The sequence below is a fragment of the Paraburkholderia dipogonis genome (assembly GCF_046027395.1).
Lineage (GTDB): Bacteria > Pseudomonadota > Gammaproteobacteria > Burkholderiales > Burkholderiaceae > Paraburkholderia > Paraburkholderia dipogonis_A.
Genome location: NZ_JAQQEG010000020.1, coordinates 106383 through 118597, shown reverse-complemented (window position 1 = coordinate 118597; position 12215 = coordinate 106383). Strand labels below are relative to the sequence as shown.

Annotated in this window: 13 protein-coding genes; 9 read left to right on the top strand and 4 right to left on the bottom strand. The window is 63.4% G+C overall.

The annotated features are described in order from the left end of the window. The first annotated feature begins 31 nt into the window (after positions 1 to 31). From PQR32_RS21385 to PQR32_RS21355, 7 genes are all read left to right on the top strand, one after another. Entirely contained in the window at positions 32 to 748 is a 717-nt protein-coding gene (locus tag PQR32_RS21385; RefSeq protein ID WP_408231444.1) for a nicotinate-nucleotide adenylyltransferase, read from the top strand. 4 nt (positions 749 to 752) lie between these two features. Continuing rightward, positions 753 to 1211 (top strand): ribosome silencing factor, encoded by a 459-nt coding sequence (rsfS, locus tag PQR32_RS21380; protein ID WP_408231320.1) that lies wholly within the window; start codon positions 753 to 755, stop codon positions 1209 to 1211. A 64-nt stretch (positions 1212 to 1275) separates the two neighbouring features. After that, the gene (rlmH, locus tag PQR32_RS21375) at positions 1276 to 1746 is read left to right on the top strand and encodes a 23S rRNA (pseudouridine(1915)-N(3))-methyltransferase RlmH (protein WP_408231317.1); all 471 of its coding nucleotides are present in this window, start codon (positions 1276 to 1278) and stop codon (positions 1744 to 1746) included. Positions 1747 to 2042: 296 nt separating this feature from the next. Beyond that, the gene (locus PQR32_RS21370) at positions 2043 to 2672 is read left to right on the top strand and encodes a Maf family protein (protein ID WP_408231314.1); all 630 of its coding nucleotides are present in this window, start codon (positions 2043 to 2045) and stop codon (positions 2670 to 2672) included. A gap of 9 nt (positions 2673 to 2681) precedes the next feature. Further along, positions 2682 to 4151 (top strand): ribonuclease G, encoded by a 1470-nt coding sequence (rng, locus tag PQR32_RS21365; RefSeq protein ID WP_012432329.1) that lies wholly within the window; start codon positions 2682 to 2684, stop codon positions 4149 to 4151. A 399-nt stretch (positions 4152 to 4550) separates the two neighbouring features. After that, positions 4551 to 4976 carry a ribbon-helix-helix domain-containing protein gene (locus PQR32_RS21360; RefSeq protein ID WP_408231311.1) on the top strand — a complete coding sequence of 142 codons (426 nt, stop codon included), beginning with the start codon at positions 4551 to 4553 and terminating at the stop codon, positions 4974 to 4976. 90 nt (positions 4977 to 5066) lie between these two features. Next, positions 5067 to 6179, top strand: a complete 1113-nt coding sequence (locus PQR32_RS21355) for an extracellular catalytic domain type 1 short-chain-length polyhydroxyalkanoate depolymerase (RefSeq protein WP_408231308.1) — start codon at positions 5067 to 5069, stop codon at positions 6177 to 6179. A 170-nt stretch (positions 6180 to 6349) separates the two neighbouring features. On the opposite strand, the gene PQR32_RS21350 is transcribed toward PQR32_RS21355, so the two are convergent. After that, positions 6350 to 7159, bottom strand: coding sequence for a mechanosensitive ion channel family protein (locus PQR32_RS21350; protein WP_408231305.1), 810 nt, complete (start codon positions 7157 to 7159; stop codon positions 6350 to 6352). 188 nt (positions 7160 to 7347) lie between these two features. Here PQR32_RS21350 and PQR32_RS21345 point away from each other — a divergent pair, with 188 nt between their 5' ends. After that, positions 7348 to 7563: a hypervirulence associated TUDOR domain-containing protein gene (locus PQR32_RS21345; RefSeq protein ID WP_408231302.1), complete on the top strand. Its 216-nt coding sequence runs from the start codon at positions 7348 to 7350 to the stop codon at positions 7561 to 7563. Positions 7564 to 7621: 58 nt separating this feature from the next. On the opposite strand, the gene PQR32_RS21340 is transcribed toward PQR32_RS21345, so the two are convergent. Beyond that, the gene (locus tag PQR32_RS21340) at positions 7622 to 9331 is read right to left on the bottom strand and encodes a putative bifunctional diguanylate cyclase/phosphodiesterase (protein ID WP_408231299.1); all 1710 of its coding nucleotides are present in this window, start codon (positions 9329 to 9331) and stop codon (positions 7622 to 7624) included. A gap of 430 nt (positions 9332 to 9761) precedes the next feature. Here PQR32_RS21340 and PQR32_RS21335 point away from each other — a divergent pair, with 430 nt between their 5' ends. Then, on the top strand, positions 9762 to 10682 hold the full coding sequence (locus PQR32_RS21335; protein ID WP_408214432.1) for a LysR family transcriptional regulator: 921 nt from the start codon (positions 9762 to 9764) through the stop codon (positions 10680 to 10682). Positions 10683 to 10851: 169 nt separating this feature from the next. Here the strand turns inward: PQR32_RS21335 and PQR32_RS21330 are convergent, their stop codons facing one another. Together PQR32_RS21330 and PQR32_RS21325 are read right to left on the bottom strand one after the other, a co-directional pair. After that, entirely contained in the window at positions 10852 to 12036 is a 1185-nt protein-coding gene (locus PQR32_RS21330) for an NAD(P)/FAD-dependent oxidoreductase (RefSeq protein ID WP_408231296.1), read from the bottom strand. Then, positions 12033 to 12200: a rubredoxin gene (locus PQR32_RS21325; protein ID WP_408231293.1), complete on the bottom strand. Its 168-nt coding sequence runs from the start codon at positions 12198 to 12200 to the stop codon at positions 12033 to 12035. Before PQR32_RS21325 ends, PQR32_RS21330 begins: the two co-directional genes overlap by 4 nt. Between the last annotated feature and the right edge of the window lie 15 nt (positions 12201 to 12215).

The window sequence follows — 12215 nt, the reverse complement described above, 5'->3', positions numbered from 1 at the left end:
GCCGCGCATCGTCACGACAAAGGATCTTCACCTGAAGCCGAACGCTCATCCTGTTGCCCTGCCTCGCCGGATCGGACTGCTCGGCGGCACTTTCGATCCGATCCACGACGGCCACCTCGCGCTCGCGCGGCGTTTCGCGCACGTGCTGCAACTGACCGAACTCGTGCTGTTGCCGGCCGGCCAGCCTTGGCAGAAATCGGACGTCTCGCCGGCCGTGCATCGCCTGGCCATGACGCGCGCGGCGGCGAGCGAACTGGTGCTGCCGGGCGCGACCGTGCGCGTCGCGACCGACGAAATCGATCACGACGGCCCGACTTACACGATCGACACGCTGCAACGCTGGCGTGAACGCGAAGGTGAGGACGCCTCGATTGCGCTCCTGATCGGCGCGGATCAACTGGTGCATCTCGACACATGGCGCGACTGGCGGCGCCTGTTCGACTTTGCGCATATTTGCGCGGCCACGCGGCCCGGTTTCGACCTCGCGTCGATTCCTCCCGTGGTCGCAAAAGAAATCGACGCGCGCCGTGCCCGCGCCGACGTTCTGCAAGCCACGCCCTGCGGCCACTTGCTGATCGATACGACGCTTGCGTTCAACGTTTCGGCCACCGACATTCGCGCGCATCTGCGCGAGCAGGTGAGCCAGCGGCTCGCCCTCGCGGGCGGTGAACAGCAAGACCAGGCGGCGAGCCATGTCCCCACTGCGGTGTGGGACTATATTCTTCAACATCATCTGTACCACCGGTAAATCCATGGATATTCGCAAACTGCAACGCGTGATCGTCGACGCTCTCGAAGACGTCAAGGCGCAAGACATCAAGGTGTTCAACACCAGCCACCTGACCGCGCTGTTCGATCGCGTGATCGTCGCGAGCGGCACCTCCAACCGCCAGACCAAGGCACTCGCTTCGAGCGTGCGCGAGAGCGTCAAGGAAGCCGGCGGCGACATCATCAGCACCGAGGGCGAGGACATCGGCGAATGGGTGCTGGTGGATTGCGGCGACGCGATCGTGCACATCCTGCAACCGGCCCTGCGCCAGTACTACAACCTCGAGGAAATCTGGGGCGACAAGCCGGTGCGCATCAAGCTGTCCACGCCGGACCCGTTCGGCGGCGCGCGTTCGAGCGAACCCGATGAAGACGAGGACGAAGACGAAGCAGCGCCGGTGGTGAAGAAGCCCGCGCGCAAGACGGCTGCACGTCGCAAGTAAGTAGGCGGCCTTTGGGCGACGCACACTGTCCTGGTCCGCAATTAAATTCGCGATTCGATCCGTCATGAAACTGCATATTCTCGCCGTCGGCCACAAGATGCCGGACTGGATCGCCATCGGCTTCGACGAATACGCGAAGCGCATGCCGCCCGAGCTGCGCATCGAGTTGCGCGAAATCAAACCCGAGCAGCGTTCGTCGGGACGGCCGGCGGAAAGCGTAATGGCCGCCGAGCGGTTGAGAATTGAAGCCGCGTTGCCGAAGAACGCGCGCATTGTCGCGCTCGATGAACGCGGCAAGGACTGGACCACCATGCAGCTCGCCGGCGCCCTGCCCGGCTGGCAGCAGGACGGCCGCGACGTGGCATTCCTGATCGGCGGCGCCGACGGGCTCGACCCCGATCTGAAAGCGCGCGCCGATATGCTGCTGCGCGTCTCCAGCCTCACTTTGCCGCACGCGATGGTCCGCGTGCTGCTTGCCGAACAGCTTTACCGCGCGTGGACCATCACGCAAAATCATCCCTATCATCGCGTGTGAGTGAGCGAGGCGGTGGCTGGAAGCGCGACTGCGGCGCCGGTTGCCGGTTGCCGGTTGCCGGTTGCCGGTTGCGACTTCATGTTGCGCCTTGTGGTCGCGCCTTGAATCGCGCCCTGTTGCCGTGCTTTTTGGGTCGCATTGCCGGCGCTGTGTGACGTGCAGGTTGGCGTGCACAACGGCACGCGCGTAGTACGCGTTGTGATGCTCACGTCCAAGGCTTCCCCAACCGCACTGATCGACATTCGACCGGGACGCCCGCCGAACCCTCATACAATCCGCTTCATCGAGACCTGTACATGTCCACGTCTGCCGCTTCGCTGCATCCGTTTGTCTATCTCGCTTCGCAAAGTCCGCGCCGCCAGGAACTGCTGCAACAGCTCGGCGTGCGTTTCGAGCTGCTGCTGCCGCGCCCTGATGAAGATGCCGAAGCGCTCGAAGCCGAGCTGCCCGGCGAGCGCGCGCACGACTATGTGCAGCGTGTGTGCGTCGCCAAGGCGCATGCGGCACGCGCGCGCCTCGTCGCCGGCGGCCACGTCGCGCGGCCGATTCTGGTTGCGGATACAACCGTCACGATCGACGACGCGATTCTCGGCAAGCCCGTCGATGCCGACGACGCCGTCGCAATGCTCGAGCGACTCGCCGGCCGCGACCACGAAGTGCTGACGGCCGTGGCCGTGGTCGATGCCGAGGGCGCGTTGCTGCCGGCCGCGCTATCCGTGTCGAAGGTGCGTTTTGCTGCACTGCACGCAGACGCCATCCGCCGCTATGCGGCGAGCGGCGAGCCTCTCGGCAAGGCGGGCGCGTATGGTGTGCAGGGGCGCGCCGCGGAGTTTATCGAGCATATCGACGGGTCCTATTCAGGTATCATGGGTTTGCCGCTTTTTGAATGTGCTGCCCTCCTGCGTGCAGCGCGCATCGACTTCTAAAATAACACCATGAATGAAGAAATCCTGATCAATGTCACGCCGCAGGAAACGCGCGTCGCGCTGGTCCAGCAAGGCGCCGTCCAGGAACTTCACGTCGAGCGAACACTGTCGCGTGGCCGCGTCGGCAACGTCTATCTCGGCAAGGTCGTACGCGTGTTGCCGGGCATGCAATCCGCGTTCATCGACATCGGTCTCGAACGCGCCGCGTTCCTTCATGTGGCCGACATCTGGCATCCGCGCATTGCCGGCGAACCGCAGCATCAGACGCCGCATCAGCCAATCGAAAAAATCGTCTTCGAAGGCCAGACGCTGATGGTGCAGGTCGTGAAGGATCCGATCGGCACCAAGGGTGCGCGCCTGTCCACGCAAGTGAGCATTGCCGGGCGCACGCTCGTGTATCTGCCGCAGGAGCCGCACATCGGCATCTCGCAGAAGATCGAAAGCGAAGCCGAACGTGAAGCCGTGCGCGCGCGTCTGACCGCCGTGCTGCCCGCCGACGAGAAAGGCGGCTACATCGTGCGCACCATCGCGGAAGATGCGACCAGCGAAGAGCTGGCCGGCGACGTCGCGTATTTGCGCAAGACGTGGGCGACGATTCTCTCGCAAGGGCAGCGTATGCCGCCGACGAGCCTGCTGTATCAGGATCTGAATCTTGCGCAACGCGTGCTACGCGATTTCGTCAACGATGAAAGCTCGCGCATTCAGGTCGACTCACGCGAGACGTATCAGATGCTGGCCGATTTCGCGGCCGAGTTCACGCCGGCCGTGTCATCGAAACTGCATCACTACACCGGCGAGCGGCCGCTCTTCGACCTGTACAACATCGAGGCGGAAATTCAGCGCGCGTTGTCGCGCCGCGTGGATCTGAAGTCGGGCGGCTATCTCGTGATCGACCAGACCGAAGCGATGACGACTATCGACGTGAACACCGGCGGTTACGTCGGCGCGCGCAACTTCGACGATACGATCTTCAAGACCAACCTCGAAGCCGCGCACACCATTGCGCGGCAATTACGTCTGCGCAATCTGGGCGGCGTGATCATTATCGACTTCATCGATATGGAAAACGTCGAGCATCGCGATCAGGTGCTCGGCGAATTGAAGAAGGCTTTGTCGCGCGATCGCACGCGTGTCACGGTGAATGGGTTCTCGCAGCTCGGGCTTGTCGAGATGACGCGCAAGCGTACGCGTGAGTCTCTGGCGCATGTGCTGTGCGAGCCTTGTCCGGTTTGTCAGGGGAAGGGGCAGGTCAAGACGCCGCGCACGGTGTGTTACGACGTGCTGCGGGAGATTCTGCGTGAGTCACGGCAGTTCAATCCGCGCGAGTTTCGCGTGGTGGCGTCGCAGCAGGTGATCGATCTGTTTCTCGAGGAAGAGTCGCAGCATCTGGCGATGCTGATTGATTTTATTGGCAAGCCGGTGTCACTGCAGGTGGAGTCGAATCTGAGCCAGGAGCAGTACGATATCGTGCTGATGTAAGTTGGTTACGCCGCAGGGTATCGTGCGCCGGACGCGGTTGCCGATACCCCCAATGATGGAAACGACCGCCGAGCAACTCGGCGGAGCCTTGTCCCAACAAGGCAATTCATTGGTTGCGTCGAGGTGATCGATCGAAATAACTCCGCAGCGCGACAAAGGTCTGCTGCCAGGTTCACTCCGTCACGAACAATAGATCCTGACAATGGGCCGCGCAGACCTGAAAACAGACTCGCGTACTCGTTGGATGCTGTTCGCGCCGATACCCCTGCCAGGCGCTTCTCACCGTCCGGAACCCCGAACGAACCCCCAATTTCCCCATTGACCGCATCCCGCCAAGAGGCGTATAACCATCCCACTGGATGTTAATTGGATGGCCTCCAGATGCCTAGCGGAGTGCAAATGCCCAAACTCAACCTCGTTGCCACCTCCCGCCCCAAAGGCGGCGAGACCGAAAAAATCACCATCAACCTGGGCCCGATCGACCTCGGCCAGATCGATCTACTGGTCGAAGAAGGCTTTTACTCGAACCGCACCGACCTGATCCGCACGGCGATCCGCAATCAGCTCGCGGTGCATGCCCAGGTCGTCACGGAGACGGTGACCCGGCGCGCCATGGTGCTCGGCATGCAGCACTTCTCGCGGCAGGATCTCGAGGCGGCTCAGGCCGCGCACGAACAACTCGACATTCATGTGCTCGGCCTCGCCAGCATCGCAGCCGATGTGCCGCCGGAACTCGCGGCGGCCACGATTGCATCGGTGGTGGTCCTTGGCGCCTTTCACGCGTCGCCCGCGGTCAAGGCAGCGCTTGCCGGCCGCATCAGCTAGGCGCGACGCTCGCCTCATTGCCGTGGCTGAAGCAGTGACTCATCAGTCGACTCGCTCACCCACGCCCCACACAGGTCAATGCGAACCATCATGAAGATGAACGAAGATTTCCTGAAATCGATGACAGATGCCTTCGAGCTATTGCGCACGAAGGGCCCGCAGGAAGCCACTGCGGCGGTTCAGCGCGCGCTCTCGGGCGGCAAAGCGAACGAGACCCGCGCGGACCACGTACAAACACCGAACACGCCGTCGAATGCCAGCGAATGGGCGCAAGCGTGGACGCAGATGCAAACCCAAACGCAGGCCCAGGCGCGCCCCGCGCCGCACGCCCCTGCCGCGCCGACTCTCGACGCCGACACGCCGGGCACCTTCAGCACGCACATGTTCAGCAACGCAGCCGGACAACGCCAGTACAAGCTCTACGTGCCGGCTGTCTACAACAGCGAACCATTGCCGCTGATCGTGATGCTGCACGGCTGCACGCAGAACGCCGACGACTTTGCCGCCGGCACGCGCATGAACGAAATGGCCGAGCGTCATGGCTTCATCGTCGTGTATCCGAATCAGGCGCAAGCGGCCAATCATTCGAAATGCTGGAACTGGTTCAAGCCTGTCGATCAACTACGCGACCAGGGCGAGCCGTCGCTAATCGCCGGCATCACGCGAGAGGTGATGGGACGCTATCGTGTGGATCCGGCGCGCGTGTATGTCGCGGGTCTGTCGGCGGGCGGCGCGATGGCGGACATCATGCTGAAGACGTCGCCCGATCTCTACGCGGCGGCTGGCGTGCATTCGGGCCTCGCCTACGGTAGCGCGAAGGACTTGCCTTCGGCGCTCGGCGCGATGAAGGGTGGCAAGGCGCAACGCAAACGCACGCATGGCACGCCGCAACGTCCGCTGATCGTGTTTCATGGCGACGCTGACTCGACGGTCCACCCGTCGAATGCGGCCGGGATCCTCGCGCCCTTCGACGCCGGCACCACCACCGTCAGCGCGCAATCAGGCGTGGCAAGCGGCCAGCGTGCATATACGCAGCAACGGCACGTCGCGGCGAACGGCGTCGAAGCGGAGTCGTGGTCGATTCATGGCGCGGGTCACGCGTGGGCCGGCGGCAGTCAGCACGGTTCCTACACGGACCCGTCCGGCCCCGATGCCGCCGCGGAAATGGTGCGATTTTTCCTCGCCCATCCGCGTGCGCATTGAATCGACACATCGGCGTCGAATCAAACGGGTCCGTCCAACATGAATGACCGGAGGCTGGCTATAGACGCGGTGCCGTGATCGCACGAGCCTCGTTCTGCACGAGGCGCCTCGTGCGCTATACCAGCGCACACGGGCAGCAACAGGCCCGCTGACGATCGCAAGGTGGCCTACTACGCCGCGACCGGGCAGCCGGCCTGTTCGAGCGCGGCCTGCGCGTGCTCGTGCAGGTCGCCGCTGGTCAGCGACGCGTCCGGCGTGCGCACCCATGCCGCGATGCGAAGGGTCGCGCCGCCGTCGTCTGGATAGTCCGCTACCGTCACGATCGGCGCGAGCGTGGCGCCGCTCAGCACGCGCGGCTCGTCGGCGACCAGCTTCTTCAATTCGCCGATCGCGGCGTCGATGTCCTTGCGCTGCGCGAGGCCCACTTCGACCTCGATGCGCTGCGTGCCGCCGCTGCTGTAGTTGATCACCGGATTACTCCAGATCTGGCTGTTCGGCACGAACACAGCGTTGCCGTCGCCACGCTCGATACGCGTGGTGAAGAGCCCCACTTCGCGCACGATGCCCGCGGCCGCGCCGCTGCCTTCGATCACGTCGCCGACGCGAAATGGCCGCAGCATCAACAGCATCATGCCGGCCGCGATATTTTGCAGCGTGCCTTGCAACGCGAGGCCGATCGCGAGGCCGGCGGCGCCGAGCACCGCCAGCACGCTCGCGGTCGCGATGCCAACTTCGCTGAGTGCCGCGATGAACACGAGCACTCGCAAAGCCCAGGTGCTCATCGCTGCCAGCATCGGCGCGAGCGTCGGGTCCGCATGCGTGCGCGCAAGCGCGCGGGCGAACATCGTGCCGACGCGATTCGAGAGCCACCAGCCGACCACGAGGATGAGTACGGCCAGCACGATATGAAGGGCGTCGTGCGTCAGCGTGACGAGCAACGACGGCTGGAAGTGAAAGAGTCGGGCGAGGAGATCGTTCATCTTGAGTCTTCGTTCCGTTACGGTATAGGTGTCTTGACGCAACGAAGCAGGATACGTTCCCGCCCTTTACATTTCATGCGCAGAGGCACGCTGCTTGCTTGAACATGCGAACAGCCGCAGTGCAACCATGCAAAGCCTCACCAGCGAGGCGCTTTACGCCGTCCCTGGTCCGGGCAAAGGAGCGTCTAATGTCCCAACAATTGAAGCCTGGAGATCGCGTCAGTTGGAACACGCCGCAAGGCGTCACGCACGGCAAGGTCGTGCGTGTCATTTCTACCCATACGACCGTGGACGGTAAAACCGTCGATGCGTCTGCATCCGATCCACATTACGAAGTACAAAGCGAAAAGAGCGGCAAGCATGCCGTTCATCGCGGCGATGCGCTGCAAAAGATCCAGCATTGATATGGATGGCTAAGCATGCGCGTGAGCATGGGATCCGTGCCGCCGGCAAAACTGCGCGTCAGGGAGCGCCCAACGGCCTCAGCAAATTACGCAGTGCGGCGACGGTAATCGGACGCGAGAACCAGAAACCTTGCGCTTCATCGCACCCGAGCGCTTCCAGTTGCGCGGCCTGCTCGGCCGTTTCGACGCCTTCGGCCGTCACGCGCAATTTGAGCGCATGCGCCATCGCGATGATGGCGCCGACCAGCGCCGCGCACTGCGGATCGGTGCTCATGCGCATCACAAACGAGCGGTCGATTTTCAGGCGATTCAGCGGAAAACGCGTGAGATACGCGAGGCTCGAATAGCCGGTGCCGAAGTCGTCCACCGCCACCTCCACGCCGAGATCGCGCAACGCAAAGAGTGTTTGCAAAGCCTGTTCGGTGTCGCCGAGCAGCACACCCTCGGTGATTTCCACCTCGAGGTACGAAGGGTCGAGCGCAGCATCTTCCAACGCCTCGCGGATCGTCTCGAACAGATTCTGCCGCTGGAACTGCTGCGGCGACACGTTCACCGCGAAGCGCGGCAACGTGCCCGTCAGCCGCAACAATTTGCCGGCGTCGCGGCACGCGGTTCGGATCACCCATTCGCCGATCTGCTCGATCAACCCCGCCTCCTCCGCGACCGGCACGAATTCGACGGGACTGATCAAGCCGCGCTGCGGATGGTTCCAGCGCAGCAACGTCTCCACTTGCGCGATGCGGCCGTTGGAGAGCGTCACCTGCGGTTGATACACGAGATGCAGTTGCTGGCGCTCGATCGCATCGCGCAGCATGGTCTCCAGTTCGAAGCGGCGCGCCGCCTGACCTTCGAGCGCGGCGGAAAACCGCCGCACCGCATTGCCGCTCACGGCCGAAGCCGCCGACAACGCCACGCCCGCACGACGCATCAGCGTAGGCGCATCGCCGCCGTCGGCCGGATAAGCTACGATGCCGATGCTCGCGGTAATGTTCAACGTGGTGCCGGCGTAGTCGATCGCCTCGGCGATGCGGCCCAGCGCTTCGGCGGCGAAGGCATCGGCGGCCGCGCCGGTTTCGTTGACCAGCAAGGCGAACTGCGTGCCGCCGATCGAGGCGATCGTGCCGTCGTTCGGAAAGAGTCCGCGCAATCGCTCACCGACGATCTGCAGTACAAGTTCGGCCGCATGCAACCCGAGCGCATCGCGCAGCTTGCGCAGATGATCGAGTTCGGCGATCAGCACGGTAAAACCGCTGCCGCTACGCTGGCAACGCGCGATCGTCAGTTCCAGGCGTTCAGTAAAAAGCGTTTGATTCGGCAGGCGGGTCACGCCGTCGTGATGCGCGACGTACCAGAGGCGCGCTTCCGATTGCGCGTAACGCGTCATGTCGATGGCGATGCCCACGTAGAGCGCAGGTGTGATGGCGAGACCACCCGGATCCGCGGGCTCGGCGATGAGCGGCGCCAACGCCAGCACCACGCGAACCGGCGTACCGTTGCGCCGCAAAAAGCTCCATTCGGCTTCATAGCGAGAAGTCACCGCGGCAAGCGGCAGCAGTTCGGCGCGGCGCTTCGCGAGTTCGGCGGGATCGAACAAAGACTCGAAAGTACGCCGGCCAATCAGTTCTGCCGCTGCAAATCCAGTCAGCTTTTCGAAAGCGGCGTTGACGGCGTCGAACGTGCCGTTCGCGTTGCAGATGAACATGCCGTAAGGCGCCGAGGCAAGCGCGGCATCGCGCGTACGCATTTCGGCGTGGAGGGGGACTTGCATCGCGCCGGCCTTTTGTTTTTTCCTGAGTAGTGAAAGCGATCGGATGTGTTATTGACGCGTGGGCGCAAACAGCAAAGCCCCGAAATCCGGTCCGATGTTTCGGGCAACCGTGCGTATGATAACGGCTTTCGCGCCCCCACCGAATTCGCTGCCCCGCATTCTTCGCGCCAATCGTTTCCCTTGGTGTAATCCCCAATCCTCCCAACCGACGCGCTCGCGCATCCGCGCGTCATACGCGTCTCGCTATTGCCGGGATATTCGAACTTTCATGAGCCCTTGCGCAATGGCGTTCGGATACCTAGGGCAGGGCTGCGCCGGATTGACGACCGCTATATCCGTGGATATATTTCGCTGACGATCCCCCCGATAAAACACGCCGTTTCGCGGCACCGTTCCACACGGATCCCCACGAGACAGCGTCCCGCATTTCATGTCCAAGGAAGTCATCGACTCGCACCTTCTCAAGGTGCTGCACACGCTGCTGACCGAATCGAGCGTCTCACGCACGGCGGCGTTGCTCGGACAATCGCAGCCGACCGTGAGCGTGGCGCTGCGCAAATTGCGGGACATGACGGGCGATCCGCTGCTGGTGCGCAGCGGCAGCCGGATGGTGCTCACGGCACACGCGCTGACCTTGATCGAACCCACCGCGCAGGCGCTGAACAGCATCGCCGCCATTCTGCATCCCACCACGACGTTCAATCCGGCGACCACCAATCAGACCTTTCGCATCGGCTCACCGGACTATCTCGACGCGTTCTTCGTTCCCGCCGTAGTCGACGCGTTTCATCGCGAAGCGCCGCACGCCAAGCTCGAGTTCAGGCATCTGATGATGGTGGACGGCGGCTACGAACACGGCCTGGAAAGCGGCTTTCTCGATCTGGTGATCGGCAACTGGGGCACGCCGCCGGAGCATCTGCATTTGCAACCGCTGTGCAAGGACGAACTGGTGTGCCTGATGCGCAACGGCCACCCGATCAAACCCGGCCGCCTGAGCAAGCCGGTCTACGAAGAAGCCGACCATCTGGCCGTGACGACCTACAACACCACGGCGTGGGGCACCGTCGATATCGAACTCGCGCGCAACGGCCTGTCGCGCACCGTCACGACGACGCTACCCTACTTCGGCATGGCGCCCTACGTGCTTGCGCGCTCCAATCTGCTGTTCACCACCACGCGCGCGCTCGCCACCCATTACACGAAACTCCTGCCGCTGCGCATCGAGCCGGTTCCCGGCGAACCGCGCGCGCTCACCTACTATCAGCTCTGGCACGACCGCACGCATCGCAGCGTGGCGGCGGTATGGTTGCGCAGGCTGATTGCCAGCGTCGCTAAAGATCTGGCTTCCTAAGTAAACTGCAAGGCCACGTCATCCCGCCTTTTTCCGCCCATAAAAAAACGCCGCAAGCGAGAGAGCTTGCGGCGCGAATGCAATCATCGGATACCTTCGAGGTGACAGGCCCCTTTCAGACACCGAGCGATCACAAAGTAAGGTCGGTCAGACGGAAGATTGTTATGGGTTAGTTCGCGCCTCCCGCGGCCATCGCCTTGACAAGCGCCGCTTTGCCTTCCACCGCCGCGCCGAGTAGAGCAAAGCCGAGAGGCCGTTCGCTCGAGGCGTCCTTGCAGACGGCGCGCGCCGCGTGCGCGGCCGCATCGACGCCGGTCTCAATCGACCAGGCGCCCTCGCCTTCAGGCGTGACGACGACGGCCGGCGTCGCCGGTGTCTTCACTGTGATCGGCATCACCGGGAAAGCGACGCGCGTCGGCTCGCCGGCCAAGGTTCGCGCTAGAGCACGCGCGGCGTGCATGATCGGCAAGACATAAGGCTGCACTTTGCCGTCGATCGCGGCACAGTCGCCGAGCGCGTAAATGTCCGGCGCGCTGGTGCGGCACCACGCGTCGGTGCGGATACCCTGATCGATTTCGAGGCCCGCCGCAGCGGCCAGCGACGTGCGCGGCGCGAGCCCGATCGCCGACACGACGAGGTCGGCGTCGATCGGTTCAGCGTCAGCGAAACTCAGCCGGTAACCGTCCGACAGGCGATCGATCCGGTTCACGCTGCGGCCCGCATGAAAGCGGATACCACCGGTGCCGAGGCCGCGCGCGAAAATTTCGCCGACTTCCTGCGGCAGCAGACGCGCCAGCGGCGTTGCGGCAGGATCGATCAGATCGACCGTATATCCGGCGGCCGCCAGATCATTCGCGAACTCGCAGCCGATCAGCCCCGCGCCGAGGATCGCCACCGAACGGCAACGCATGAGCGCGAGGCGAAAGCGCACGTAATCGTCGAGATCGTTGATCGACAACACATCATTCGCGCCGTCGCCCGCCACGCGCAAGCGGCGCGGATCGGCGCCGGTGGCCAGCACCAGTTTGCTGTAGCCCACCAATGCGTTATCCACGACCAACGTATGCTCGGCCGGCAGAATGCGCTCGACCTTCTGGCGCACGCGAATCCATGCACCCAGTTGCGCCGCCATCGCCAGCGCGTCGAAACTGGCCAGCGTATGCGGCTCTTTCTTCATCGCCAGCGCGTTCGACAACATCGGCTTCGAATAGAAGCTGCCGTCGTCGCGGCTGATCATCACGATCGGCACGCTGCTGTCGAGCTTGCGCAACTCGCGCGCAACCGTATAGCCCGCCATGCCGGTGCCGACGATCACCACCGGCGGCGCGTTGTTCTCCTGCTGGGCGGCCGTCATGCAATCACCTGCATTTCGAAATCGTGCTTGCCGGTGGCACAGTCCGGACACAGCCAGTCGTCCGGCACGTCTTCCCCCTTCGTGCGCGGCGCGATGCCCGCTTCGGGCAGGCCAAGCGCTTCGTCATAGCGAAAGCCGCAGATCACACATTCCCATACTTTCATGGCTTGTCTCCCGAA

What these genes read in the sequence shown, in the direction of transcription:
- PQR32_RS21355 (WP_408231308.1), top strand. Translation starts at nt 5,067, where the DNA reads ATGAAGATGAACGAAGATTTCCTGAAATCGATGACAGATGCCTTCGAG.
- rsfS (WP_408231320.1), top strand. Translation starts at nt 753, where the DNA reads ATGGATATTCGCAAACTGCAACGCGTGATCGTCGACGCTCTCGAAGAC.
- PQR32_RS21350 (WP_408231305.1), bottom strand. Translation starts at nt 7,159, where the DNA reads ATGAACGATCTCCTCGCCCGACTCTTTCACTTCCAGCCGTCGTTGCTC.
- PQR32_RS21345 (WP_408231302.1), top strand. Translation starts at nt 7,348, where the DNA reads ATGTCCCAACAATTGAAGCCTGGAGATCGCGTCAGTTGGAACACGCCG.
- PQR32_RS21360 (WP_408231311.1), top strand. Translation starts at nt 4,551, where the DNA reads ATGCCCAAACTCAACCTCGTTGCCACCTCCCGCCCCAAAGGCGGCGAG.
- rlmH (WP_408231317.1), top strand. Translation starts at nt 1,276, where the DNA reads ATGAAACTGCATATTCTCGCCGTCGGCCACAAGATGCCGGACTGGATC.
- PQR32_RS21325 (WP_408231293.1), bottom strand. Translation starts at nt 12,200, where the DNA reads ATGAAAGTATGGGAATGTGTGATCTGCGGCTTTCGCTATGACGAAGCG.
- PQR32_RS21370 (WP_408231314.1), top strand. Translation starts at nt 2,043, where the DNA reads ATGTCCACGTCTGCCGCTTCGCTGCATCCGTTTGTCTATCTCGCTTCG.
- PQR32_RS21330 (WP_408231296.1), bottom strand. Translation starts at nt 12,036, where the DNA reads ATGACGGCCGCCCAGCAGGAGAACAACGCGCCGCCGGTGGTGATCGTC.
- rng (WP_012432329.1), top strand. Translation starts at nt 2,682, where the DNA reads ATGAATGAAGAAATCCTGATCAATGTCACGCCGCAGGAAACGCGCGTC.
- PQR32_RS21335 (WP_408214432.1), top strand. Translation starts at nt 9,762, where the DNA reads ATGTCCAAGGAAGTCATCGACTCGCACCTTCTCAAGGTGCTGCACACG.
- PQR32_RS21340 (WP_408231299.1), bottom strand. Translation starts at nt 9,331, where the DNA reads ATGCAAGTCCCCCTCCACGCCGAAATGCGTACGCGCGATGCCGCGCTT.